Raw genomic sequence first — 25,587 nt, 5'->3', positions numbered from 1 at the left:
GGCGGGGTGAACGCCCGGTGGACTATTTGGCTGCCCTATTTCGCCATGCGCTTGGGCCGGATCAACGCCAGCTTGGTCATCATCGTGTTCATCCGCTTGAGCGCGCGCTGCGAGTTGTTGTAGTAGTTGCCGCCGGCGCCGACCGCGGTGCGCGGACTGACCACGGTCTCGATACGGCAGTACTTGCGCAGCCCCTCGGGTCCGCCGAAGCGGGCCCCGATGCCCGAGGTCTTCCAGCCGCCCATCGGCGCGGTGGTGCACATCAGGTTCGAGATCACGTCGTTGATGTTGACCCCGCCGCAATCCAGTTGCAGCGCAACCTCTTTGGCTCGCTCGACATCTCGGGAGAACACCGCCGCGGACAGGCCGTACGGGCTGTCGTTGGCCAACCGGACCGCCTCGGCCACCGAGGAGACCTTCATGATCGGCAGTGTCGGACCGAACGTCTCTTCGGTCATGGCCGCCATCGAGTGGTCGACGTCGACCAGCACGGTGGGCTCGTAGAAGCTTCCGGGACCGGGCCGGCGCGTGCCGCCGGTCAGTGCCCGCGCACCCTTGGCCAGCGCGTCGGCGACGTGACGTTCGGTGACCGCGACCTGGCTGTCGTCGATCATCGCGCCGAAGTGATGGCCGTCGCCGGCACCCATCTGCAGGTTCTTCACGTCGCGGACCACGGCGTCGACGAATTGGTCGTAGACCGGCTCGAGCACGTACACGCGCTCGACCGACACGCAGGTCTGCCCGGCGTTGAACATCGCACCCCACACCGCGGCGTGGGCGGCGAGCTCGACGTCGGCGTCCTCGAGAACGATCATCGGGTCCTTGCCGCCGAGCTCCAGGCTGACGGGGATCAGCCGGCGGGCGGCGCGCTCGGCCACCTTGGCGCCGGTGGCACTGGAGCCGGTGAACTGGACGTAGTCGGAATTGTCGATGACGGCCTCGGACACCTCACGGGCGCCCTGTGCCAGGGCCAGCACGTCAGGGGCGCCGGAGTCGAGCCAGCCGCGCAACAGCAGTTCCGCGGTCAGCGGAGTGCGCTCCGAGGGCTTGAGCAGCACGGCGCAGCCTGCGGCGAGCGCACCGATGGCGTCCATCAGCGCGTTGGCGACGGGGTAGTTCCACGGCGCGATGATGCCGACGACCGCGCGGGGCCGGTAGTGCACCTCGATCTTCTTGATCGACAGGAACGGCAAGGCCGCCGGGCGCGGGTCCGGCGCGAGAGCCTTCTCCATGGTGCGCGCGTAGTAGGACAGGATCATCAGGATCAGCGGCACCTCCTGCGCCGCGTCCGTCGCGGATTTGCCGGTCTCGGCGATCAGCAGCTCCTCGATCTCGGCGCGGTGGCGGCCCAGCCACACGCCGTAGCGGGCCAGCACCTTGGCCCGGCCGGCAGCGCCGCGGGCCTCCCACTCGCGCTGCGCCTCGCGCAGTGCGCCGGCGATGCGGGGTACGTCGGCTGCGTCGGTCCACCGCACCTGGCCAGCGAGAGCGCCGGTGGCGGGATTGGTGATCGTGCCGGTGCCGGTGAAGGGCGTGACGTCGGAAGTCGCAGTCATGACCCCCACTCTAACGAGCGGTGTGACGCACGTCGCACGCGGGGTTGACAGGTGTCAACTTTGCGGGACGATGCCCCGGATGTAGGCAGCCTGCCCGAGGTGCTGGGCGGCGTCGTCGATGATGCTGACCAGCCGTGCGCTCGCTGTCACCGGCGGCGTCCAGCGCTTGTCGATCACCCGGGCGAGGTCCTCGTCCGACACCGACGCGACGTAGGACAGGCTCTCGCGGTGCACGGCGTGGTAGTAGCCGGCGAGCAGATCCGACGAGGCACGCACCTTGGCCACATCCTCAGGAGTGTGCCCGTAGCCGTGGGCGTCGCGCGGCAGGTCGAGCGCGAACCGGTCCACCCAGCCTTCGCGGAACCACACCTGCTCGATGCCGGCGATGTCACACAGCTGGGCGTCCTGCATGCGGGCGCTGTGCCACAGCAGCCACGTGATCGTGTTGGCCTCCGGCGTCGGCCGGTAGTAGGCCACGTCGTCGGTGAGCCCGTCGGTCAGATCGTCGGCGTGCTCGATCAGACGGGTGAACGAATCACGCAGGAGCTCGCGGGCAGCGTCGATGTCGGCCATGTCGCCCAAGCTACGCCCGCCCTCGGACACGTGGTCACCACGACAGGTCGGGTTCGGCCTCGCTCTCGGTCATCCCGAACACCGCCCCCGAGAAGCGCTGCGTGGCACCGAACGTCATCGAGTGTTGCCACCGCGCCTGCCGATGCAGGGCCCACGAGGCGCGGCACACCACCTCGGCGGTGTGTCCGCTCAGTCGCACCTCGGCGACGTCGGGCTGCGCACAGGCGTGGACGAGGTCGGCGACGCCCCGTGCGGGCAGCACCGGCCGCCCCGTCACGGTGACCACGAACGGGGTCCGGCGCCGGATGTGGTGGGGCACCGGGCCGACGCGGATGCGGCCATCCTGCAGGTGCGCTCGGGCACACAGCGACTCCGCGCCCGCTCCGATGACCCAGACGCCCACGTCGTGCGCGAGGAAGCCGCTGACAGTCGAGACGAACGACCCCAAGTCATGCCCCTCGGCGTCGAGTTCGACTGTTACACGGGGGATGTCGTAGCGCAGGCCATGTGTGCGTGCTGCCGGATCGGTGATCAGCCGCGCCATCGCCAGAGCCTCCGCGTTCTTGACCGCCACCCGATCCCGCACGTCTCGACCCGCCCAGTCCGGGCCGTCGTGCCACGCCGTCGCCTCACGGGCGTGATGGAACACCGCACCGCAGACCGCCGCCCGGTGCGCGAACTCCCAGTCCTCGCCGCCGTACTGGTCGAACGACTCGTCGAAGCCCCCGCAGTAGTCGAACAGCTCTCGGCTGCAACACATCACGGAGCTGATCACATAGCGGTACGCGGTGTGGTCGGCGACCGCGAGATCGCCGGTGCGGGCATAGGCATCGGTGAGCCACTGCGGTTCGTCGAGCACTGTGGGGCGGCGCTCCCCCGCCCACCAACGCGCCACGTCGGCCGCCTGCCAGCCGGCGAGATCGGCGTGCCGGCGCCGCCCGACGACCAACGCATCGGGCAGCAGCGACGGCAGCCGTGAGATGTGCCGCAGATAGCCGGGTTCGGGCACCGTATCGGCGTCGAGGAAGCAGAGGATCTCGCCGGCGGTGGCGGCGGCACCGAGGTTGCGCGCCGCGGCCGCGCGGAACCCGCGGTCGGGCTGCCGCACCACGGTGCATCGCAGCGCCGATGACGAGATGTCGGGCGGTGTCGGCGAGCCGTCGTCGGCCACGGCGACGTCGATGAGGTGGGCTGGATAGTCCTGCAGCTCTAGCGCGGCGAGCAGCCGGTCGAGCTCCTCCTGCTGGTCGTAGAACGGCACGACGACGGCGACGGTCGCGTCCCGTCCGGGCGCACCGTTCAGCGCATCCCACCGGTTACCGGGTACGCAGAACCTCCCGTCGCCCAGGGGCAAGGCCGCCGGGATCATCGGTGCCACCTCTCGAAGAAGGCGTGGTAGGCGTTCGCGGTGTCGGTTGGCGTCGGCCGGGGCACCAATCCCTGTGCCAGCCAGGTGGATTGCGGGTCATGGAAGGCGCCGCGGATGGCCTGCGGCAGGTCCGGCGGCGAGTACAGCGTGAGCATGCCGGGATTGCGGCCGTCGACCTCGCGGCTGTATCGGTTCGCCACCACCAGCGGGCGGCGCCCTGCCGACAGCCACGAGCCGAGGGACCCGGACGCCGAGACGTGGGTGTGCGCGACGACCGGCACCGTGATCCGTTGCAGCACCTCGACCAGCGCCTGGTCGCTGACGTGGCCCGTCACGTGAAAGCGACGGCCTTGCGCGCCGGCGCGGGCCGTGAGGTCGTCCACCAGGGCGTCGTGCCCGGCTGAGGGTTCACCGACGGCGTGGATCTCGACATCGGGCGGCAGCGCCGCACTCGCCTCGATCACCTCCTCGTGCCCCTTGCCGGGGTAGAGGAAGCCGAACACACCGATGCTGGGCACCCCCGCGCGTCGGCAGCGAACGGGCGCGGGCGGCCCGATCGACAGCGGAATCACCGTCACGGTGGTCACGTCGACGCCTATGTCGCGCAACAGTTCTCGCTCGTGGTCGCTGCTCACCACCACGCCGGCCGACCGTGCGGCCACGTCGGCGTAGGCCGCCGCACGCTGGTCCGCGCTGCGCCCATCGGAGGCTTGGGGCAGGTCGTGCAGCGTGACCGTGACGCGGATTCGACTCGCGATGTCTGCGACAGCCCGGGCCGCAGCGCCGGGGCTGTCCCCGAAGAGCCGGTCGGTGAACTGCAGATGCACGCCACCCGCGCCGCCGGCGCTCGCCATCCCCGCGACGTCGGGCGACCAGGCGTGCTCGAGAGGCAGTTCGATCGCGTGCATCGCGTCGTGCAGCGCGAGGCCGAAGCGGACCACGCCGTGATGGCGTGGGCCCACGAGCGCCTGGGTCACCGTCACGGCCGCAGTCACCCCGATCTCGAGCTCGTCAGCAGCCCGAGAGAATCCATGACGTTTCCGTGACGCTGCACGGCCAGCTCGAGGAAGTCGCGATTGCTGTCGTACCACCGCAGCTGTGCGGTGTGGACATCGTCGGCGGCGATACGGGCGCCGTGCTGACACCAGTCAAGGCGCGGTGTCCCCGCCAGCCCCAGCGCGTCGAGTACCCGAGCCTCCAGCGGTGCGGTCACCGAGGACAGCAGGACGGTGTCGACGGAGCCGGCCGTCAGACCCGCCCCCAGGTGGTCGAGGATGCGCTGAGCCAGAGCGATCAACACCGGATTGCCGGGGTGGTTGATCGTGTGCGCCGCCTCCGTACCCAAGCCTGCCAACAGATCCGAGATGCCGACGTCGCAATCCCGGGCCTCGCGCATCGCCAGTTCGTCGCGACTGATGGCCGCCACCGTCCGGATCTGCTCGGCACCGACCTCGACATCCCACGGATCGTCCGGCGACCGGCCCGCGCGGGCCGCCGCGATGGTCCGCAGATCGTGATACGGCACAACGGGCGGAGTCAGCGACCGGTCCGCGGGCCTGCGCACGATGACCTGGAACGGATAGAGCCCGGCATACCGGATCACTGGCCAACGAACCACTCGCGCAGCCGAATTGAGTCGCTCCGCGAGCTGACGAGTACCCACCGGCAGATCCCGGTAGTCCTGCCGGATCGGCTGGCTCAGCAGCACCTGAGCCTGCCCGAGAAGCTCATCGAGCTGCGGTAGATCCTGTTGCGTCAGTTCGTGAACCGGCGGAATCCGCACCGTTCGATAGGGCCGCGCCGGTACACTGTCGAGCACTCGGCGCAGCGCTTCGGCTTGACAATTGCCGACCACCAACCACAGGGGCCGTTCGTCGTGCGCCGACGGCTCGTCGCGCGAGCTGAGGAAGTCCACTCCGCGAGGTTACGTGTCGTCCCCGCGTGGTATACCTGTCACAGCAATTCGTCGAGACAGCGGCGAGAAAATCCGCCCTGTCGAAGGGATTGTGTGAATTTGATTCGTGTTGCCTCCGTTCCGGCTGCACACCCGTACATCACCGCCACCGTGGACACCACGCTGCTGACGCTGCTGCCCGACCCGGTTCCGCCGGGTGCGAGCCAGCCCGCGCAGTGGTGGCCACCGCGCTGGCTCGATCCGCGCTACGTTCGTGCGCGAATCACCGAAATCGACGTGTTGCACGTGCATTTCGGCTTCGAGAGCATCGAGTACGACGATCTCGTCGCGGTCACCGACGTGCTCGCTGCGCACGGCGTGCCGCTCGTGGTCACCGTGCACGACCTGGCCAATCCGCACCTCGACGACCAGGCCGGCCACCTCGAGAAACTCGGGATGCTGGTGCACCGCGCACATGTCGTCGTCACCCTCACCGACGGTGCCGCGCGGCAGATCCGCGACCGATGGGGTGTCAGCGCGACGGTGTTGCCGCACCCCCATCTCCTACCGATCGACGAGGTCGGGCCACCCCGTACGCAGCGCACCCCGCCCGTCGTCGCCGTGCACGCGAAGTCCCTGCGAGCGAACATCGACCCGTGGCCGGTGATGGATGCTCTGGTTGCCAATCATCAACCGGGGCAGCATGTTTCGCTGCGCCTGGACCTCGACGACAACGCGCCGAGCTCTCCTCGCGCCGGCGCGCAGCTGCCCGGGCGGCTCGCCGCTTACCGGGATCGCGGTGTCGACGTCCGGATTCATCCGCCGTTCACCGACGACCAACTCGTCAGCTACCTCCACGACATCGACATCCTGGTGCTGCCGTACCGCTTCGGCACGCACTCCGGCTGGGTCGAGATATGCCACGACAGCGGGGTCGTCCCGATCGTCCCCGACTGTGGCCAGTTTCACCACCAACAGCCCTGTCACACCTTCGGATTCGGCGTCGGACGGTTCGACGAGGCCAGCCTGCTCGCGGCCGTCGACGGTGCCACACGGCAGATCGATGCGCGGCCCGACGACGATCTGGCCCGGCGGCGCGCACGTGCTCGGCAACGCGACCTGGTGCGGCGGGACACCACAGAGCTGTATCGGCGCCTCCGCGAGACCGCGAGAACCGCATGACCTCGCGCCCTCTACGCATCGCACTGCTCGGCCCGTCGCGCTACCCGGTACGGCAACCGTTCGCCGGCGGACTGGAAGCGTTCGTGTTCGAGCTCGCCCACGGCCTCACCGCCGCGGGTCACCTTGTGACCGTGTTCGCCGCGCCGGACTCCGACATGGGGTTGCCGTGGAACGTGGTGCCGCTGCGCACCCTGGACATGAGCGAGACCACCCGACGCTTGGATCCCACCACGCCCGAGTGGGTGGTGGCCGAGACCCATGCCTACCTGTCGGTGATGGTGAGCCTGGGCCGGGCCGAACTCGGCGCATTCGACGTGATCCACAACCACAGCCCGCACTACCTGCCGCTGGCCATGGCCCACACCGTGGACGCGCCGATGCTGACCACGCTGCACACCCCGCCGCTGAAGTGGCAGGAACAGGCGGTGGCCCTGCCCGGCGGGGTGGCCAGCCGCTTCGTCGCGGTCAGTGAATTCACTGCGCGACAGTGGAATCCGATCAGTGGCCCCATCCCGGTGATCCTCAACGGCGTGGACATCGCGCACCGGCCGATGGGACCCGGCGGCCGCTACGCCGTCTGGACGGGACGATTGGTGCCCGAGAAGGGCGTCACGTCGGCGATCACCGCCGCACGCGCCGCGGGTATCCCGCTGCGTCTCGCCGGACCGATCGGGGACCGGGCCTACTTCGAGGCGAAGGTGCGTCCCCTACTGGGCGACGGCGCCGTCTACGAGGGCCACCTGCATCGCGAGGACTTGAACACCCTGGTCGGCGGCGCCGCCGTGGCGTTGGTGACTCCGCACTGGGACGAGCCGTACGGCCGCGTCGTCGCCGAGGCGCTCGCCGCCGGTACCCCCGTCGCCGCGTTCGCGCGCGGCGGCATCCCCGAGATCCTCGACGCATCCTGCGGCCGGCTGGCCGCGCCCGGAGACATCGACGGGTTGAGCCTGGCCCTGGTCGAGGCGATGACGCTGCGCAGGACCGACGCCCGCGCCCGCGCCGAGCGCTGTTGCTCGCACGACGTGATGGTGTCGCAGTACCTCGATCAGTACCGGCAGCTGCTGTGTGCGCCGGACATGTCGGCGATCGAGGACGTCTCGGCGTGATCGGCTACTACGTGCACCACCACGGCCGCGGCCACGCGGCTCGGGCCCGGTCCATCTGCGCCCGCCTCGACGAGCCCGTCACGTTCTTCTCCTCGCTGCCCCGTCCTGCCCAGATGCGCGACCAGGACCGCTGGGTGCAGCTGCCCCTCGATGTTCCGCCCGACGGCGAGACACCCGTCGATCCGGACAGTCACGGCCGCTTACATTGGGCGCCAACACATGTCGAAGGACTCGCGCGGCGCTCCGCCGAGCTGCTACGGGTTGCCGCGGACGCCGGACTGCGCCGCTTGGTCGTCGACGTCTCGGTCGAGATCGCGATGCTCGGCCGGCTGGCGGGCCTGCCCATCACCGTGATGGCGATGCCCGGCGACCGCACCGATCCCGCACACCGGCTGGCCTACGACATCGCCGACCAGATCGTCGCGCCGTGGTCCGCCGACGTCTACCGGCCACCCTGGCTCGGGGAGCACGCAGACCGGACCCACTACGTCGGCTCCATCAGCCAGTTCGAACACCGCTCCCGCACCACACCGCAGGACGCCCAGCCGCTGGCCGTTCTGCTGGGCGGAGCCGGCGGCAACGACCTGCCCGTGGACGCCCTCGAACAGCTCCGCACCGCCCTTCCGCAGTACACGTGGATCGCGCTGGGCGCGTCAGGATGGGTCGACGATCCATGGCCGGTACTGCAGACCGCCGCCGTCGTGGTCACCCACGCCGGCCAGAACGCCGTCGCCGACGTCGCACTCACCGATGCCGCGGTGATCGTCATCCCCCAGCACCGCCCCTTCGCCGAACAGCACGCCACCGCGGCAGCCCTGGCTCACGCCGGCCTGACCGTGGAGGTCTCCGAGTGGCCCACCACGGACCGCTGGCCGGGTCTACTCACCGGGACGTTGGCGCTGGACCGATCGGAATGGTCAAGACTGCAGGTCCGCGGTGCTGCCGCCCGTGCCGCAGAGGTGATCGCCGCGTGACCCCGCGGACGGCGGTGATCACGGTCGTCCACGGTCGGCACGCACACTTCGAGACCCAGCAGGCGGGGCTCGCGCAGTGTCTGCCGGGCCCACACGACCGCATCGTGGTCGCGATGGCCGACCCGGTGATCGCGACGCTGGCCGGCCCGGACACCCACGTCGTCCCGTGCGCTGCCGACACCGCCGCCCTCCCCCTCGCCCACGCCCGCAATCTCGGCGCCCGAACAGCGCTCGACCGCGGCGCCGAGCTGCTGATCTTCCTCGACGTCGACTGCATCCCCGGCCGCGAGCTGATCGCCCGCTATGTCGCGGCGCACCGACGGACCGACCGGCCGGCACTGCTCTGCGGCCCCGTCACGTACCTGCCGCCGGCACGCGGCGGCTATCCCCTCGATCGCCTCGACCAGCTCACCGACCCCCACCCCGCCCGGCCGGCCCCGCCGCCGGGAGTCCTACAGCCCGAACCGAACCACGACCTGTTCTGGTCGCTGTCGTTCGCCTGCTCCGCGGACACGTGGGCTCGGCTCGGCGGATTCTGCGAGGACTACGTGGGCTACGGCGGCGAGGACACCGATGTCGGGGCGACCGCTGCGGCGCAACGCATTCCGATGATGTGGGTGGGCGGGGCGCACGCCTACCACCAGCACCACCAGGTCTCCGATCCGCCCGTCGAGCACGTGGCGGCGATCGTCGCGAATGCACGGGTCTTCCGGCGCCGCTGGGGTCGCTGGCCGATGACAGGCTGGCTGGACGCATTCGAACGCGACGGGTTGATCGTGCGCCGCGAGGACCAGATCGAGATGACCGAGAGGACGGTGGCTACACATGCCTGATGAACATGCCTGATCCGATGACCGGGTTCGACGAGCCGGTGCGGTCGTGGGAAGACATCCCTGGCTGGTTCCAGTGGCGCTCCGGGCAAGAGGAGGCCGTCGCACACTTCGGCGCCGGCGACCGCATCGTCGAGGTCGGCTGCTACCTGGGCCGCAGCATCTGCTCGCTCGCCGAACTCGCCCGTGATCGCGACCTGGTGATCGTCGGCGTCGACACCGCCCGCGGCAGCGGACCCGAAGGTCGCGGCGGAACCAACGCGCACGCCCCCGCGGTGAACCACGGCGGCGGCACCCTGGCCGGCCTGCTGCACCGCAACGTCATCGCCTGCGGCGCCGCCGACCAGGTGCAGCTCCTGATCAGCGATTCGATCGCCGCAGCCGGTCTGTTCGCCGACGAGTCACTGGCCTGGGTGCACCTCGACGCGCGGCACGACTACGAGAGCGTGTGCGCCGACATCACCGCGTGGCGGCCCAAAGTCCGCCCCGGCGGATGGCTCACGGGTGACGACTACGACGAGTGGCAGTGGCCCGGCGTGGTGCAGGCCGTCGCGGACACACTCGACGGCGCCGAGCCGTGGTCGAAGGGCCAATGGCGCTGGATCACACCGGCGGACCGCTGACGTCCGGACCGCCGCCGTGGAACACGGCCTCGACGTTGTTGCCCTCCGGGTCACGCACGAACGCCCCGTAGTAGTTGTCGTGGTACTCCGGCCACATCCGCGGCTCGTGCAGTGGCTCCGCGCCGAGAGCGAGCGCGGTCCGATAGAACGCCTGCACGGATTCGGCGTCCTTGGCGACGAACGCCAGATGCATCTCGCGGTTCGGGCCTGACACGTCGCCGACCGAGGCGTCACCGATCCAGAACGAGGGATGGCCGTCGGCGCCGTAACCGATCGCGGCCTCGAAGTCCATCTGCCGGGTGTAGCCCAGCACCCCGAGGACCTTGTCGTAGAACGACTTCGACTCTTCCCAATGCACGCAGTTGATTCCGAAGTGGTCGATCACGCCCTCACCGTACATTCGAGCTATGACATACGACCTGATCATTCGCGGCGGGACCGTGGTCGACGGGCTGGGCGGGGAACCCTTCGTCGCCGACGTGGCCGTCCGTGACGGCGTCATCACAGCGGTTGGACCCGACGTCGCGGGACCGGCCACCCGGGAGATCGACGCCACCGGGCTGCTCGTCACCCCCGGCTTCGTCGACCTGCACACCCACTACGACGGGCAGGCCATCTGGTCGGACCGACTGACACCGTCGTCGGCGCACGGCGTCACCACCGCCGTGATGGGCAACTGCGGTGTCGGCTTCGCGCCGTGCCGACCCGACGACCACGACGTCCTGGTCGACGTGATGGCCGGGGTCGAGGACATCCCGGGCGTGGTCATGGTCGACGGCTTGCCGTGGCACTGGGAGACGTTCCCCGAGTTCCTCGACGCCGTGGATGCGCGTCCCCGCGACATCGACGTCGCGGCGTTCCTGCCGCACTCGCCGCTGCGGGTCTACGTGATGGGCCGCCGAGGCGTCGATCGCGAACCCGCCACCGACGAGGACCTGGCGATGATGCGCAAGCTGGCCGCCGAGGCCGTGTCGGCCGGGGCGCTGGGGTTCGCGTCGTCGCGGCTGACGCTGCACAAGTCCGAGAGCGGTCAGCCCATTCCGAGCTATGACGCCGGATACGCCGAGATCGAGGCGATCGCGCGGGGCGTCGACGACGCCGGCGGCGGACTGATCCAGTTCGTGCCCGATCTGATGGCCGGCGACTACGAGCCGGCGCTGCGCACGGTCTTCGACGTGGCGGCCGACGTCGGGCTGCCCGTCACGTTCACCCTCGCCATCGGCAATGCCGGTGACCCGTTCTTCCTCGACGCGCTGCGCATGGTCGAGAAAGCGAACGAGAACGGCGAAGCTGGCGGTCCCCGAGTAACCGCCCAGATCTTCCCGCGCCCCATCGGGCTGGTGCTCGGCCTCGAGTTGTCGGGCAATCCGTTCGTGATGTACCCGTCCTATCGGGCGATCGCGGATCTGCCGCTGGCCGAGCGGGTCGCCGAGATGCGCACACCCGACGTGCGCGAACGCATCCTGAACGACCGCCCAGCCGCGGACGGGCATCCGCTGATGTTCGCCGCGCAAGCGTGGAACTACATGTTCCCCCTGGGCGATCCGCCGAATTACGAACCGGCACCATCAGATTCGATCGGCGCCCGGGCGCAGGCCCGCGGCGTCAGCCCAGCCGAAGAAGCGTACGACCGCCTGCTCGACGACAATGGCCACGCCATGCTGCTGGTGACCCTGGCCAACTTCCGCGACGGCTCGCTGGACACCGTGGCCGAGCTGATCCGCCGCGACGACGTCGTCCTCGGCCTCGGCGACGGCGGTGCCCACTACGGAATGATCTGCGACGCAAGCTTTCCCACCTACATGCTGACGCACTGGGTGCGGGATCGGCCGGCGGGCCGGCTCACCGTGGCCGAAGCCGTGCGGGAGCTCACCTCGGTGCCCGCGTCGGTGGCCGGCCTGGCCGATCGCGGTCGCATCGCCGCCGGCTACAAGGCCGACCTGAACGTGATCGACGCCGACGCGCTGCGACTGCACCGACCCGTCGTCGTCGCCGACCTGCCCGCCGGCGGACGCCGCCTCGACCAGAGCGCCGACGGCTACGTCGCCACCATCGTCTCCGGTCAGGTGATCGCCGAGAACGGTGCGCCCACCGACGCCCGGCCCGGCACGCTGATCAGAGGGCGGCGAGAGGCGCCGAGCGCCTGAGGAGAGCAGCGGCCGACCCGTCACAGGGCCCCGGCGACCACTCGGCCTTCGAACACCACCGCCTCGACCTTGATCTCGGCGAGTGAGTCGGCCGGCACCGCGAACAGATCCTGGTTCAACACAACCACATTCGCCACCTTGCCGACCTCGATCGACCCCATCCGGTCGGCCAGTCGCATCTGGGTGGCGCCGTTGATCGTGTACCCGCGCACCAACAGATCGCGCGGCAACGCGGCCTGCGCCGGAGGCCGGACGCTGCCCGGATACACCGAAGGATCCAGGGGATACTCCGGATCCACCCGGGTGGCCGCGACCTGCATCCCGAACAACGGGTTACCCCGGTGCAACTCGTAGCCGGTCACCACATCGCTGGACAGCGCGAGAACGGCACCGCAGTCGACGATCTCGGTGAAGCGGTACATGCGGTTCCAGCGTTCGTCGCCCAGATGTGTGCGGGCGCCCTCCCCGAAGTAACCGCCGGCCCAGTGAGCCGTCCAGTTGACGATGATGCCGAGCTCAGCCGGCCGGTGCATGTCGGCGGGATCGACGAGCTCACAGTGCGCCAGCGTCACCTGGGTGCGCCATTGTGATCCGAGCATCGCCCGGGCCGCCTCGACGGCGTCGCAGGCCACCCGGAAGGCACGGTCCCCCACCAGATGGATGTGCACGTCCACACCTCCTCGGTTGCAGTCGACGAAGCATGCGGTGAGTTCGTCGACCTCCATTCCGATATCGCCGTGCCGGGTGTCCGAAGCATGGCTACAGGTCGGGGCCAGCACCGCGCTGTTGCCGCTCTCGTTGGTGCCGTCCAGGAACAGTTTCAGCGCGTTGACGCTGATGTGCGGACCGGAGTAGCGCGCGTGGTACTCCTTCAGCCGGCGGATCACCTCGGGCAATTCGCTTCGTCGCCGAAAGCGCAGCGCCCCTTGGTAATAGACGTTCAGCTCGCCACGGCGGTCCAGCTCTGACACCGCCCGCAAGATCTCGTCGTCGTCGACCAGCGCTTCGAAGACCGCCGTCACCCCGTGTTCGGTCATGAACCGGAAGAATCGTCCGACCCGATCAGGGGTCAGCTCCTGCGGCGGCGTCCATCCGATCTTCTCGTAGACCTTGTCGATGAAGTGCAGATGCACGAGTTCCCGCAGGAGACCGGTCGGCTCGCCGTTCTCGTCTCGGACGAACATCTCCAACCCCGGTACCGGATCCGGAGTGTCCCGGGTGATTTCCATCAGTTCGAGCATCCTGGTGTTGACCCAGTGTTCGTGCTCGCTGAAGTCCTGGCACAGGCACGGCCGATCGGACACAGCGGTGTCCAGCAGTTCCTTGGTCGGGGCGCCCTCGCGGAAGGTTGCGCTGGGGTAGTACTCGAAGTAGAGGAAGGGCACCTCTTCGGGCGGGTGGGCTTGCGCGTACTCGCGGATGAAAGCCAGGATCTCGTCGACATCGGTGGTCCAGGGCAGCCGCACATGCCAGAAGCTCTGCGACACCATCGCCGGATGGGTGTGCGAGTCCACGAATCCTGGCACCACGCTGCGGCCGCCCAGGTCGTAGACGGGCAATGTGTCTGCGACAGAACAGGATGCAGCGGGACCGACATAGGTGATCACCTCATCGTCGATCACCACGGTATCGGCCGTCGACATGTGCGCATCGACGGTGTACACCCTGGCATTGGTCAGCACCATTCCCATGGCGCCAACCTATTCGGGAGCCGGACCCGTCCGACATGACGATCCTGCTCTCCCCACAGGACGATTCCGCTGAAAAGGCTCGCGTCACTGTCTCGCGCCCCCACTGGATCTCTACATTTGCCGCATGACAGACCTGAAGCGGGTGCTGACACTGCGCAACCTGGTGGTGTTCGGACTGGCCTACCTCGCTCCGACGGTGGTGTTCAACTACTACGGCGTGGTCACCACCCTGACCGGCGGCATGATGACGCTGGCCTACATCGCGACCACGGTGGTGATGTTCTTCACTGCCTATAGCTACGCGACGATGGTCAAGGCGTTCCCGGTCGCCGGGTCGGCGTACACCTACGTGCGCAGGGCCGTGCACCCCCACCTCGGGTTCCTCACCGGCTGGGTGATGCTGCTCGACTACATGCTGTTGCCGATGGTGTGCTACCTGCTGATCGGCATCTACATGAACGAGTTCGTCACCACCATCCCGGTCTGGGCGTGGGTGGTGATGGCCGCCGCCATCGGCGCCGTCACCAACATCGTCGGCGTCCGGCTGGCAGCCACCGTCAACACCGTCGTGGTCTGCGCCCAGATCCTCTTCGCTCTCGTGCTGGTTGTCCTCATCGCGGTGTTCGTACTGCGCGGCAACGGTTCCGCGACACTGTTCGACGCGCACGCGCTGTTCAACCCCGGCACCTTCAACGGACCCGACGTACTCTGGGCCGCGTCCATCCTGGCCGCGTCGTTTCTCGGCTTCGACGCGGTGTCGACGATGGCGGAGGAGACCGTGGAGCCGGCTCGCACGGTCCCGCGGGCCGTGTTGATCGTGCCCATCGCAGCGGGCATCGGCTTCTCGGTCATCTCGTACTTCTTGCAGATCGCGTGGCCGGATGCCGCCACCCAGCTCCAGGATCCCGACGCCGGCATCTTCGAGCTGCTCATCCGAGTGGGCGGCAACACGTTGTCGACGGCATTCCTGATCACAGACAACCTCGCGAGCATGGTCTGCGCCATCGCCGGCCTGGCCGCCGCGTCACGGATTCTGTACGGCATGGGCCGTGACGGCGTGCTGCCCCGACGATTCTTCGGATCCCTCAACCGGCGGTTCCAGACGCCGGTGAACAACATCCTGCTGATGACGGCGATCGCGTTGACCGCGGTCTTCTACGCCGACAACCTCATCGGCGCGGCCGCGCTGGTGGCCTTCGGCGCGCTCAGCGGCTTCATCCTGGTCAACTACGCCGTGATCAGTCACTTCGTGATCCGCGGTCGGCGTCGCACCGGCAGCGACCTCTTGCGCTACCTGGTGTTACCCGGCCTCGGGATGCTGGTGTGCGCGGTGCTGCTCTACAACGTCGACGTGCACGCCAAGGTCCTGGGCCTGATCTGGTTGGGGGCCGGGATCGTCTACCTCGGTGTGACCACCAGGGGATTCCGGCGCCCGCCCGCGGAGATCGACATGTCCGCCGACGACGACCGTCAGCCCGCGGTGAACTGAGCGCGGGACTACCGTGATGGGGTGCTCGACGTGCGCATCGACTTCGCCTCCGGCACCCGGGTCGACGTCGACGTCGCCGCGATCACCCGCACCAATCTGCACGCTCATCCGAACGCCCTGGAGATCGTCTACGTCCTACGCGGCACGCTGAAGACTCGCGTCAGCAGCGAAACGTTCGACCTCGACGCCGGTGACTACGCGGTGCTGAACCGGGCCGACCCGCACATATTGGAGGGCTCCGCCGACAACGTAACGGCGCTGGTGCACATCGATCTCGACGCGTGCCGCGAGATCGATCCCTTCGCCGGCGCCATGATGTTCGCGTGCGAATCCTTTGACCTGCCGCGCTACCGGCGACAGGAAGCACTGCTGCGCGGGATGCTGCTCGACATCGTCGACACCCGCGGTACGCCTGGCGCGGACGGCACGGCCACGGAGCTGATCCGGATGCTCTGCGGGAGCTATTCGCTGGCGGACTACTACCAGCGAGACCGGCCGCTGACCGCCGCCCAGCGCGAGCGCTTCCTGACCCTGATGGCCTACATCCACTCGCACGTCGACAGCCGCGAACTGCTCGACGACGTGGCCCGAGCGCATCACTACTCGAAGTCGTACGTCTCACACTTCTTGAAAGACACTGCCGCACTGAGCTTCACCAGCGCAGCGAACGCCACACGCGTCATGCACGCCGAAAGACTGCTGCTCACCACGGATGACTCGATGCGGGACATATCCGCGGGATGCGGATTCTCCGACGTCAAATACTTCACCCGCTGTTTCGTGGACTGGTTCGCACAGACACCGGCCGAGTACCGCACCGCGAATCGTGCTGCCGTGCAACGTGACAACGACATCGCACCGGTACCCGACGACGTGACTGCGGACCTGATCCGTCAGCACCGGCGCCGGGTGGCGTCTCCGAGCGATGCGCCGCGGCTCTCGATCACGCCGATCCTCCTCAAGAACGTCGGATCAGGGGCTGACCTGTTCGCGAAAGTGACCAGCTTTGAGCACACCCGCAGCGAGACGCCCGACGGACCGCCGGCCCGCCGCACCGAACGCCGGCCGCACCTGCTCCCCCTGCGGATCGGTCCCGCCGAACTCGACAACGGAGCGCTGCTCGGCAGCCTCGCGTCCTTCGCCGACGCCGGGGTCAGTCCGTGCCTCGTGGTCGAATACGCCGGACGGGAATCGACGGCCACGTTGGTCGATGCGCTGGCGCAGCAGTTACGGGACGTCGGCGCCGGAGCCCAGATCTGGCTGGTCTAACGGGGAGCGCACGCGCGGGCCGCAGTGGACGACCTCGTCACCGGGGTGTTCGCCCGCCACGGCGTGGACGTCCAGCCCGTGCTGATGGGGTGACTCTCACCGCACAAGCACGACCTTGCCCGTCATCCGGCCCGATTCGACGTCCCGGTGTGCCTCGGCCAGTCCGGCCGCCGAGAAGTCGGTGATGGTCTTGGTCACCGTGGTGCGCAGCGTGCCCTGATCGACGAGTTCGGCCGTGCGTGCCAGCAGCCGCTGCTGCTCGATCATGTCTGGCGTTTCGAACATGGCCCGGGTGAACATCAGCTCCCAGTGCCACGCAATGCTTTTCGCCTTCAGACCGGTGACATCGAGGCTCGGCGGATCGTCGATCGCGGTGATGTGGCCGAAGGGTTTGACGATCGCCTCGTAATCGTCGATGTTGCCGGCGGAATGCGGGGAGAACAGATAGTCGACGCCACCGGGCACGGCCGCCAGCGTCTCGTCCCGCAGCCGGTGGTGGTTCACGATCACGTCGGCGCCCATCCGTTGCGCCCAGGCCCGGGACTCGTCGCGGCTCGCGGTCGCGATCACCCGTACTCCCGTCAGCGCCTTGGCGAGCTGGATCATGATCGAGCCCACGCCGCCGGCGGCGCCGAGGACCAACAGATCGCCGGTCGAATCGGCGGTGAGGCCGAACCGGTCGAACAGCGACTCCCACGCGGTGATCGTCGTCAACGGCAACGCGGCCGCCTCGGCGAAGGACAGCGACGCCGGCTTGCGCGCGACGATGCGCTCGTCCACAGCCTGCAGCTCGGCGTTGCTGCCGGCACGGGTGATGTCCCCGGCGTACCAGACCTCGTCGCCCACCGACAGCGTCGTCACCTGCGAACCGACCGCCTCCACGACACCGGCGGCGTCGTACCCCAGGATCTTCGGCTCGTCCGAGGGCTCGAGAGCAGAGCGCTGTTTGACGTCGACCGGGTTGACCGACACCGCGTGCACCCGCACCAACACGTCGCGGGGCCGCACGCTCGGAACGGCCACCGTGATGTCACGCAGTCCGTCGGTGGAGGGGGCGAACGCGCCGACCGCCGTCATCGTGTCCATGCTGACAGTGAACCTCTCCCGCGCCGACTTTCATCCATGCCGATCACAACCGTTGTACCCGGCACGGCGACGTGCGCTGATGGATCCTCGTGACTGTCACCGCCTCACCCGACACCGATCACGTGACGCCCGCAGCACGCACAGCGCTGTGGGCGTCCCTGGTGGGCACGACGATCGAGTGGTACGACTTCTTCCTCTACGCCACGGCGGCCAGCCTCGTCTTCAACCGGGCGTTCTTCCCCGACCAGAGCACCTTCGTCGGGACGCTGCTGTCGTTCGCGACGTTCGCCGTCGGGTTCGTGGTCCGGCCCATCGGCGGGTTCGTGTTCGGGCACATCGGCGACCGCATCGGCCGCAAGAAGACGCTGGCGCTGACCATGCTGCTGATGGGCGGGGCGACCGCGCTGATGGGTGTGCTGCCGACGGCGGCGCAGATCGGCGTGTTGGCCCCGATCCTGCTGCTCCTGCTCCGCATCGTCCAGGGCTTCGCGCTCGGCGGTGAGTGGGCGGGCGCGGTGCTGCTCGCCGTCGAGCACGGCCCGGCGCGCAGGCGAGGGCTGTTCGGGAGCATCCCCCAGGTCGGCCTCGCGCTCGGACTCGCGCTGGGCACCGGCGTGTTCGCCCTGCTGCAGGTCGCACTGCCCGACGAGGCGTTCCTGGCCTACGGGTGGCGCATCGCGTTCCTGTTCAGCATCGTGCTGGTGATCTTCGGCGTCGCGGTGCGGCTCAAGGCCAGCGAGACGCCCGCGTTCGAGAAGGTGCGCGACAGCGACGAGCGTTCCGCAGTGCCGGTGCGCGAGGTGTTCCGGCCGCCGGTACTGCGCTCGACCGTGCTGGGCATGCTGTCGCGGTGGGGTGAGGGCGCGGCGTTCAACACCTGGGGTGTCTTCGCCATCGCCTACGCCACCGGCACGCTGAAGCTCGAGAAGGTGCCCGTGCTGATCGCCGTCACCGCTGCCGCCCTGCTGATGGCGGTGCTGCTGCCCGTCTCGGGTCGGCTGGCCGATCGCTACGGCCCGAAGCGGATCTACGCGATCGGCATCAGCGCCTACGGGCTCGCGGTGTTCCCTGTCTTCGCGCTGTTCGGCACCGGGGACATCGCGCTGTACGCGGTCGGGATGCTGATGGTGTTCGGCGTCGTGCACGCGCTGTTCTACGGTGCGCAGGGCTCGCTGTATGCGTCGCTGTTCCCGGCCCGTATCCGCTACACGGGGCTGTCGACGGTCTATCAACTCTCCGGCGTGTTCGCCTCGGGCCTGACCCCGCTGATCCTGACCGCTCTGATCGGAGCAACAGGCGGTTCGCCGTGGCTGGCGTGCGGCTACCTGGTCCTGACCGCGGTGATCAGCGTGGCCGCGACACTGGCGCTGCAGCCGACGCCGCTCCGGGAGCTGTAGCCGAGCGTGGGCCTTATGCACGGGATCCGCCGAGAAGCGGTGCACACGCCCCACGTTCGAGCAGCTTGGCGCGTACGCGTTCGACAATCACGTCGGGACGCCGCAGCATGTCACTGCTCACCCTGACGACCACCCATCCCGCCTCGTCCAACAGCGCCAACCGGTCGATGTCCCACGTGCGCTGTCGCCCATCACTCCAATGCTGGACACCGTCGTATTCGACCGCGACCTTCCACATCCGCCAGCCCATGTCCACACGGATACGCAGATCCTTGAACGCGATCTGCGTCTCCGGCCGCGGTAGACCGCCGCGCACCAGGATGAGCCGGACCCGGGTTTCCTGCGGCGACTCCGCGCCCCCGTCGACCAACTTCAGTAACCCGGGGATACGCCGAACACCGCGAACGCCGGAATGTGCCGCAGCGACGGCTGCGATCTCCGCCGCGGAGACCCGCGTTGCGTTCATCAGCGCATCGATGACGGGGATCGCCTCGTCAAGCGGGCGAGTCCGGCCGAGGTCGAACGCGGTGCGGGCCGGCGTCGTCGCATCGACGCCCGCGACCAGACACGTCTCCCCCGCCGCGAGTGCCCACGAATGCGCAAGCATGCCGGGCGCAGCGTGCCGGTCCGCGCGGACGATCTCCGCGGGCGCCTTCGGGTCGAGCCATTTGGTGCCGAAGACCGCGGCGGCCGAGGGTCCGGCGAGAACTGCGCCGGTGGCAAGCCAGGCGGCGTGCGCCTTGATGCGGGCCGTCAATTCGACGTCCTTCGCAAGGTAAACATCGCGAAACACCTGGCGGTGATGACGGGCCAGACCGCGACGGGTCAGGTGGCCGTCGCGGACCGCGACGCTGCCGATGAAAGGTCCCATACGGGCACCGTCGCGTCGACCTCCGACGAGAGTGGGCCTCCCGCACGCTTTTCGGGCCGAACCTGTGCATAGAGCCCACGTTGGGGACAAACAAGAAGGCCCGGCCCCGCGAACGGGACCGGGCCTCTTGAAAGCGACTTCTTAGAAGTCCATACCGCCCATGCCACCGGTCGGGTCGCCGGCAGGTGCGGCGGCCTTCTCCGGCTTGTCGGCGACGACGGCCTCGGTGGTGAGGAACAGCGCCGCGATCGAGGCTGCGTTCTGCAGCGCCGAGCGGGTGACCTTCACCGGGTCGGCAACGCCGGCCTTGAGCAGGTCCTCGTACTCACCGGTGGCGGCGTTGAGGCCGGTGCCGGCGGGCGAGTTGGTGACCTTCTCGGCGACGACGCCGGGCTCCAGACCACCGTTGAAGGCGATCTGCTTGAGCGGGGCCGACAGCGCGACGCGGACGATGTTCGCGCCGGTGGCCTCGTCACCGGTGAGCTTGAGCTCCTCCAGCGACGGAGCCGACTGCAGCAGGGCCACGCCGCCACCGGCGACGATGCCCTCTTCGACGGCAGCCTTGGCGTTGCGGACGGCGTCCTCGATGCGGTGCTTGCGCTCCTTGAGCTCCACCTCGGTGGCAGCTCCGGCCTTGATCACCGCAACACCGCCCGCCAGCTTGGCCAGGCGCTCCTGCAGCTTCTCGCGGTCGTAGTCGGAGTCGCTGTTCTCGATCTCGGCGCGGATCTGCGAGACGCGCCCGGCGATGGCGTCGGAGTCACCGGCGCCCTCGACGATGGTGGTCTCGTCCTTGGTCACGACGACCTTGCGCGCCTTGCCCAGCAGCGAGACGTCGGCGGTCTCGAGCGACAGGCCGACCTCTTCGCTGACGACCTGGCCACCGGTGAGGATCGCCATGTCCTGCAGCATCGCCTTGCGGCGGTCACCGAAGCCCGGGGCCTTGACGGCGACGGACTTGAAGGTGCCACGGATCTTGTTCACGACCAGGGTCGACAGGGCCTCGCCCTCGACGTCCTCGGCGATGATCAGCAGCGGCTTGCCCGACTGGATGACCTTCTCCAGCAGCGGCAGCAGGTCCTTGACGGTCGAGACCTTGGAGCTGACCAGCAGGATGTACGGGTCCTCGAGGACCGCTTCCTGACGCTCGGCGTCGGTCACGAAGTAGCCCGAGATGTAGCCCTTGTCGAAGCGCATGCCCTCGGTGAGCTCCAGCTGCAGGCCGAAGGTGTTGCTCTCCTCGACGGTGATGACACCCTCGTTGCCGACCTTGTCCATGGCCTCGGCGATGAGCTCGCCGATCTGGCTGTCACCGGCAGAGATCGCGGCGGTGGCAGCGATCTGCTCCTTGGTCTCGACCTCTTTGGCCGAGGCCAGCAGGGTCTCGGTGACCTTGGCGACGGCCTTCTCGATGCCGCGCTTCAGGCCGAGCGGGTTGGCGCCGGCGGCGACGTTGCGCAGGCCTTCGCGCACGAGCGCCTGGGCCAGCACGGTGGCGGTGGTGGTGCCGTCACCCGCGACGTCGTCGGTCTTCTTGGCGACTTCCTTGACCAGCTCTGCGCCGATCTTCTCGTAGGGGTCCTCCAGCTCGATCTCCTTGGCGATGGACACACCATCGTTGGTGATCGTGGGAGCGCCCCACTTCTTCTCCAGGACGACGTTACGGCCCTTGGGGCCCAGCGTCACCTTTACCGCGTCGGCGAGGGCGTTGAGGCCCCGCTCGAGGCCGCGACGGGCCTCTTCGTCATACGCAATTGTCTTGGCCATTGCGAAGTGTTTCCTCCGGGATTGGGGATGCACGTCTTGCTGGTCAGGCGCAGTGCCCGCGACGGACGGCTGGGGATGTGCTCGCGGAAATGCGGCCCCGGCCTCACTGTCCCGACCTAGCACTCGCCGGTCGCGAGTGCCAACTGCATTCTTAGCACTCGACCTGGGCGAGTGCAAGGCTCTCAGCGCGCAGCGAAATCGGCCACAGCTGGCTGCCAGCCGGGCGGTCCACCCTGGGCCGGTGACTGTCCCCGGCCTGGGTCCGCTGTCGCTGTCCGGCTTCGAGAGCCCGGGGTGGCTGATGCTGCTCGCCGCCCCGGCCGTTCTGCTGGTGGCCTATGTCGTCGCCGCGCACCGTCGGCGACGGCGGCTGGCCCGTTTCGCCCCGGCACCTTCGGCGTCGCTGCCGCCTCCGCGAGGGCCCCGGCTTCGCCACCTCCCGGCGGCGCTGCTGCTGCTGTCGCTGGTGCCGCTGACCCTCGCGGTCGCGCAGCCGAGCCAGGACATCCGGGTGTCGCGCAACCGCGCTGTCGTCATGCTCGTGATCGACGTGTCGCGGTCGATGGGCGCCACCGACGTCCCGCCGACGCGCCTGCAGGCCGCCGAACAGGCCGCCTCCGACTACGCGCGCCACGTGACGCCCGGGGTGAACCTCGGGCTCGTATCGTTCGCCGGTAGTGCCGAGGTCATCGTCGCACCCAACCCCGACCACGATCTGACCGTCGCCGCGCTGGGCAAGCTGCAGCTGGCTGACAGCACCGCGACCGGGCAGGCCATCTTCGCCGCCTTGCAGTCCATCCAGACCGTCAACGCCGTCCTCGGCGGCCCTCACGATCAGACCCCGCCCGCGCGCATCGTCGTGCTCTCCGACGGAGAGGAGAACCACCCCGACAAGCCAGACGCGCCGCAGGGCGCCTACACCGCGGCGCGGGCTGCCCGCGCGGCCGGCGTTCCCGTCACCACGATCGCGTTCGGCACGCCTCAGGGCCATGTGGCGATGGGCGACCAGTCGTTGCCCGTCCCCGTCGGCGACCAGATGATGAAGACCGTCGCCCAGCTCTCGGGCGGTCAGACATCGACAGCGGCGAGCGTCGACGACCTCGATCAGGCCTTCGACAAGGTCGATGACCAGCTCGGCTACCAGACCGAGCGCGGGCCCGCGAGCACAGGATGGCTGCGGTTGGGTGCGGTGCTGGCCTTCACGGGCGCGCTGCTCGCCTTGGTGATCGGTCGCCGGCTGCCGGTCTAGCTACCTGGGCAGCCGGCGGTCGACGACCACGGCAGCTCCCAGCGCCGCTACCAGGATCAGCACCGACAACCGCGCCCACGGCGCGCTCGCATCTGCGGGCACGGAGTCGTAGCCGATGATGCTCTGCAGCGTGTCGTAGACGTGGTTGAGCTGGTCCAGCGTGCTGGCGTGGAACGCCTCTCCGCCGGAGATCTCGCTGATCGTCTGCAGGGTGGAGTCGTCCACCGGCACCGGGACCTGCGTGTCACCCAGCGTGACGGTGCCATCGGGCGTGCCGAACGAGATCGTCGAGATCGCGACGTGCTGTTCCTTGGCTGCATGCGCCGCGGTGAACGCGCCGCGCGGCTGGTCGGGGTCGGCGGGCACCGTCTCCTTGCCGTCGGACTCCAGCACGATGCGGGCCGGCGGCGGGCCATCGCCGCCGCCGAGCACGTCGGCGGTCGCGGCGACCGCCTGCAGCGCGGTGAACAGCCCCTCCCCCGTCGCGGTGCGCTCGGCGACCTTCAGCGTGTCGATCGACGCCTTGACCGCCGCGTGGTCCGGCGTCGGCGCCATCAGCAACGTCGCCGAGCCGGCGAACTCGACGAGACCCAGGTTGATACCGGGGGTCAGTTCGTCGGCGAAGCGTTTTCCGGCCTCTTTGGCGGCGGCGAGACGGTTCGGTGCCACGTCGGTCGACGACATCGATTCCGACACGTCGATGACGAGCATGACCACGGCCCGGTTGCGAGGGACGCGGACGTTGTCGGTGGGGCCGGCCATCGCGGTGGTGAGCAGCGCCAGCGAGGCGAGCAGTAGCGCTGCGGGCACATGTCGCCATCGGCGCCGCCGCGGGACGCTGACCGCGGCGAGCAGGTCGAAGTTCGCGAAGCGCAACGCCCGCCGGCGCTTACGGCGCTGCGCGACGACGTACGCCGCCAGCAGCGCCAGTACGGCGGCCAGCACCAGGAAGAACCACGCGTGGGTGAAGCCGCGCAGTGAGAGCGTGCCGAGCAGCGGGATGGTCACGAGCGACCCATCCGAGAGCGCAACTGCGGGTCGTTCTCCCACCACAGCCCGGACACGGGTTCGGCCTCCAGTTCAGCATCGACGACCGTGGCGTGTCGCTTCTCGTCGGTGGCGAAGAACCTCATCAGCACCAGCACGAAGAACACGCCCAGCACATCCCCCACCAGCCACAGCACGCCGGCGCCGATCGACTGGTCGACGCGCATCGACGGACCCCAGTGCCGGCCCAGGCGGTGGTAGTAGTCGGCGGCGATCAGCGGTCCCAGCCACAGCACGAGGCCGAGCACGCCGTCGCCGAGGGACTCGACGATGCTGATGACCAGCGAGAGCAGCTGCGTGTAGCGCCGCGGCACCGGATCGGTCTGCAGCCGCGCATAGTAGTAGCCGAAGCCGACGACCAGCATCAGCGCGCCGGTCAGCTCCATCACCGCCGGGTAGTGCAGCGCGGCGCGGTACCACGGCGTCAGATAGAACAGCCACGGCAGCGCGAGCATCGCCACCGACGTCGTCGCCGGGTGCAGCAGCAGCCGCGCGGCGGGCCCCGAGGGGGACATCTGCAGCGCCGTGATCGGTCGACTCATCGCGACGAAGAACGGGATCACCATCAGCAGGAGCAGCACCTGCACTGCCCGCACCCAGAACAGCACGGGCCCGTAGACGCCGACCATGCTCATCGTCGCGACGACGAACAGTCCGACCGCGACGGCGCAGCACGCGGCGTTCGCCCGGGTGAGCCGGGCGCCGGCCCTCCGGTAGCACCGCGCGTATCCGACGCCTCCCGCCAGCGCGCATGCCACCGCTGTGCTGTTCCATTGCCAGCTGGACAGCGCCGTCGACCAGGTCAGTGGCACGGTCGCCGCACTCATAGTCGGCCACTATGCGCCGTCGACCTGTCGGCGACCTGTGGGTCAGCTGGCGCGTAGACCGTCCAGCACGACGTCGATGACCCTGGTCGCGGCTTGGCTGTTGTAGCCCTGCATCGCCTGGAGCCCGACCAGCAGTGCCTTGACCTCGGGCACGCCGATCTCGCCGCGCACCGTTCCCGCGTCCTGCCCGGCGCGCAGCAACTCTGCGAGCATCGCCAGGAACTCGTCCTCCACCTCGGGGACACCTGGTTCCACCGCGACACCGGCGCCGGCCAGCGCTTCGCTCATGCCCCGGTCGGTGGCCCCCCATTTCAGGACCAGGGTGCGCAGGAACGTGAACAGCGCGTCGCCGGGCGCACCGTCGTCGAGCAGTGCGCGACCCCAGGTGATGATGCCGCGGATGCGATCGTCGACGACGGCGCGGAACAGATCTTCCTTCGTCGGGAAGTGCCGATAGACCGTGCCTGCGCCGACGCCCGCCCGTCGGGCGATCTCGTCGATCGGCACGGCGAGCCCCTCCGCGGCGAAGGTCTCGTAGGCGACCTCGAGCACGCGCGCGCGGTTGCGCGCGGCGTCGGCGCGCAAGGGCCGTGTCATACGTCACCTCCCTGGTGCACTAAGCGGGGCGCACGTTCCGTAT

23 protein-coding genes are annotated in these 25,587 nt (G+C 69.0%); 10 read left to right on the top strand and 13 right to left on the bottom strand.

Annotation, left to right across the window (positions count from 1 at the left end):
- Positions 1-35: 35 nt before the first annotated feature.
- The 5 genes from ACZ50N_RS03210 to ACZ50N_RS03190 are packed head-to-tail and all read right to left on the bottom strand — an operon-like array spanning position 36 to position 5,413.
- Complete coding sequence (locus ACZ50N_RS03210) at positions 36-1,556, bottom strand: aldehyde dehydrogenase family protein (protein WP_464474623.1); 1,521 nt, start codon at positions 1,554-1,556, stop codon at positions 36-38.
- Positions 1,557-1,610: 54 nt separating this feature from the next.
- Positions 1,611-2,129, bottom strand: a complete 519-nt coding sequence (locus tag ACZ50N_RS03205; protein WP_048423415.1) for a mycothiol transferase — start codon at positions 2,127-2,129, stop codon at positions 1,611-1,613.
- A gap of 34 nt (positions 2,130-2,163) precedes the next feature.
- Positions 2,164-3,498, bottom strand: coding sequence for a glycosyltransferase family 2 protein (locus ACZ50N_RS03200; protein WP_464474622.1), 1,335 nt, complete (start codon positions 3,496-3,498; stop codon positions 2,164-2,166).
- Complete coding sequence (locus tag ACZ50N_RS03195) at positions 3,495-4,481, bottom strand: glycosyltransferase (RefSeq protein ID WP_464474621.1); 987 nt, start codon at positions 4,479-4,481, stop codon at positions 3,495-3,497. Before ACZ50N_RS03195 ends, ACZ50N_RS03200 begins: the two co-directional genes overlap by 4 nt.
- Positions 4,482-4,489: 8 nt before the next feature.
- Complete coding sequence (locus tag ACZ50N_RS03190; protein WP_464474620.1) at positions 4,490-5,413, bottom strand: WcbI family polysaccharide biosynthesis putative acetyltransferase; 924 nt, start codon at positions 5,411-5,413, stop codon at positions 4,490-4,492.
- Positions 5,414-5,506: 93 nt separating this feature from the next.
- Here ACZ50N_RS03190 and ACZ50N_RS03185 point away from each other — a divergent pair, with 93 nt between their 5' ends.
- The 5 genes from ACZ50N_RS03185 to ACZ50N_RS03165 are packed head-to-tail and all read left to right on the top strand — an operon-like array spanning position 5,507 to position 10,107.
- A complete protein-coding gene (locus ACZ50N_RS03185) occupies positions 5,507-6,574 on the top strand; it encodes a glycosyltransferase (protein ID WP_464474619.1) in 1,068 nt (355 codons plus the stop codon).
- On the top strand, positions 6,571-7,680 hold the full coding sequence (locus ACZ50N_RS03180) for a glycosyltransferase (RefSeq protein WP_464474618.1): 1,110 nt from the start codon (positions 6,571-6,573) through the stop codon (positions 7,678-7,680). The genes ACZ50N_RS03185 and ACZ50N_RS03180 overlap by 4 nt, the downstream gene beginning before the upstream one ends.
- Positions 7,677-8,654 (top strand): glycosyltransferase, encoded by a 978-nt coding sequence (locus ACZ50N_RS03175; RefSeq protein WP_464474617.1) that lies wholly within the window; start codon positions 7,677-7,679, stop codon positions 8,652-8,654. Before ACZ50N_RS03180 ends, ACZ50N_RS03175 begins: the two co-directional genes overlap by 4 nt.
- Positions 8,651-9,487 carry a glycosyltransferase family 2 protein gene (locus ACZ50N_RS03170; protein ID WP_464474616.1) on the top strand — a complete coding sequence of 279 codons (837 nt, stop codon included), beginning with the start codon at positions 8,651-8,653 and terminating at the stop codon, positions 9,485-9,487. The genes ACZ50N_RS03175 and ACZ50N_RS03170 overlap by 4 nt, the downstream gene beginning before the upstream one ends.
- Positions 9,487-10,107, top strand: coding sequence for a class I SAM-dependent methyltransferase (locus ACZ50N_RS03165; protein ID WP_464474615.1), 621 nt, complete (start codon positions 9,487-9,489; stop codon positions 10,105-10,107). Before ACZ50N_RS03170 ends, ACZ50N_RS03165 begins: the two co-directional genes overlap by 1 nt.
- Here ACZ50N_RS03165 and ACZ50N_RS03160 read toward each other — a convergent pair.
- Positions 10,088-10,492: a VOC family protein gene (locus ACZ50N_RS03160; protein ID WP_046365568.1), complete on the bottom strand. Its 405-nt coding sequence runs from the start codon at positions 10,490-10,492 to the stop codon at positions 10,088-10,090. The two genes, ACZ50N_RS03165 and ACZ50N_RS03160, sit on opposite strands and share 20 nt — an antisense overlap.
- A 22-nt stretch (positions 10,493-10,514) precedes the next feature.
- Between ACZ50N_RS03160 and ACZ50N_RS03155 the strand changes: the two genes are divergently transcribed.
- Entirely contained in the window at positions 10,515-12,254 is a 1,740-nt protein-coding gene (locus ACZ50N_RS03155; RefSeq protein ID WP_464474614.1) for an N-acyl-D-amino-acid deacylase family protein, read from the top strand.
- A gap of 20 nt (positions 12,255-12,274) precedes the next feature.
- Here the strand turns inward: ACZ50N_RS03155 and ACZ50N_RS03150 are convergent, their stop codons facing one another.
- A complete protein-coding gene (locus ACZ50N_RS03150) occupies positions 12,275-13,945 on the bottom strand; it encodes an amidohydrolase (RefSeq protein ID WP_464474613.1) in 1,671 nt (556 codons plus the stop codon).
- A 124-nt stretch (positions 13,946-14,069) separates the two neighbouring features.
- On the opposite strand from ACZ50N_RS03150, the gene ACZ50N_RS03145 reads away from it, so the two are divergent.
- Both ACZ50N_RS03145 and ACZ50N_RS03140 read left to right on the top strand, forming a co-directional pair.
- Entirely contained in the window at positions 14,070-15,434 is a 1,365-nt protein-coding gene (locus ACZ50N_RS03145; RefSeq protein WP_464474612.1) for an APC family permease, read from the top strand.
- A gap of 21 nt (positions 15,435-15,455) precedes the next feature.
- On the top strand, positions 15,456-16,703 hold the full coding sequence (locus tag ACZ50N_RS03140; RefSeq protein ID WP_464474611.1) for an AraC family transcriptional regulator: 1,248 nt from the start codon (positions 15,456-15,458) through the stop codon (positions 16,701-16,703).
- A gap of 96 nt (positions 16,704-16,799) precedes the next feature.
- Here ACZ50N_RS03140 and ACZ50N_RS03135 read toward each other — a convergent pair whose 3' ends face one another.
- A complete protein-coding gene (locus tag ACZ50N_RS03135; RefSeq protein WP_464474610.1) occupies positions 16,800-17,789 on the bottom strand; it encodes a zinc-binding alcohol dehydrogenase family protein in 990 nt (329 codons plus the stop codon).
- An 89-nt stretch (positions 17,790-17,878) separates the two neighbouring features.
- Between ACZ50N_RS03135 and ACZ50N_RS03130 the strand changes: the two genes are divergently transcribed.
- Complete coding sequence (locus tag ACZ50N_RS03130; RefSeq protein WP_464474609.1) at positions 17,879-19,186, top strand: MFS transporter; 1,308 nt, start codon at positions 17,879-17,881, stop codon at positions 19,184-19,186.
- Between the two features lie 13 nt (positions 19,187-19,199).
- Here ACZ50N_RS03130 and ACZ50N_RS03125 read toward each other — a convergent pair whose 3' ends face one another.
- Positions 19,200-20,057, bottom strand: a complete 858-nt coding sequence (locus ACZ50N_RS03125; protein WP_464474608.1) for an endonuclease domain-containing protein — start codon at positions 20,055-20,057, stop codon at positions 19,200-19,202.
- A gap of 141 nt (positions 20,058-20,198) precedes the next feature.
- Complete coding sequence (groL, locus tag ACZ50N_RS03120) at positions 20,199-21,824, bottom strand: chaperonin GroEL (protein WP_046366849.1); 1,626 nt, start codon at positions 21,822-21,824, stop codon at positions 20,199-20,201.
- A 241-nt stretch (positions 21,825-22,065) separates the two neighbouring features.
- Here groL and ACZ50N_RS03115 point away from each other — a divergent pair, with 241 nt between their 5' ends.
- The gene (locus ACZ50N_RS03115; RefSeq protein WP_464474607.1) at positions 22,066-23,073 is read left to right on the top strand and encodes a VWA domain-containing protein; all 1,008 of its coding nucleotides are present in this window, start codon (positions 22,066-22,068) and stop codon (positions 23,071-23,073) included.
- On the opposite strand, the gene ACZ50N_RS03110 is transcribed toward ACZ50N_RS03115, so the two are convergent.
- Genes ACZ50N_RS03110 through ACZ50N_RS03100 form a run of 3 tightly spaced genes read right to left on the bottom strand, consistent with a single transcriptional unit; the run spans position 23,074 to position 25,544 of the window.
- Positions 23,074-24,081 (bottom strand): VWA domain-containing protein, encoded by a 1,008-nt coding sequence (locus ACZ50N_RS03110; RefSeq protein WP_464474606.1) that lies wholly within the window; start codon positions 24,079-24,081, stop codon positions 23,074-23,076.
- Positions 24,078-24,947, bottom strand: a complete 870-nt coding sequence (locus ACZ50N_RS03105) for a cytochrome c oxidase assembly protein (protein ID WP_464474605.1) — start codon at positions 24,945-24,947, stop codon at positions 24,078-24,080. Before ACZ50N_RS03105 ends, ACZ50N_RS03110 begins: the two co-directional genes overlap by 4 nt.
- 42 nt (positions 24,948-24,989) lie before the next feature.
- Entirely contained in the window at positions 24,990-25,544 is a 555-nt protein-coding gene (locus tag ACZ50N_RS03100) for a TetR/AcrR family transcriptional regulator (protein ID WP_435404516.1), read from the bottom strand.
- Positions 25,545-25,587 lie beyond the last annotated feature (43 nt).

The sequence above is a fragment of the Mycolicibacterium obuense genome, from assembly GCF_055397605.1.
Note: the sequence above shows the minus strand (reverse complement) of the source record. Positions and strands in the feature narration are given on the sequence as shown.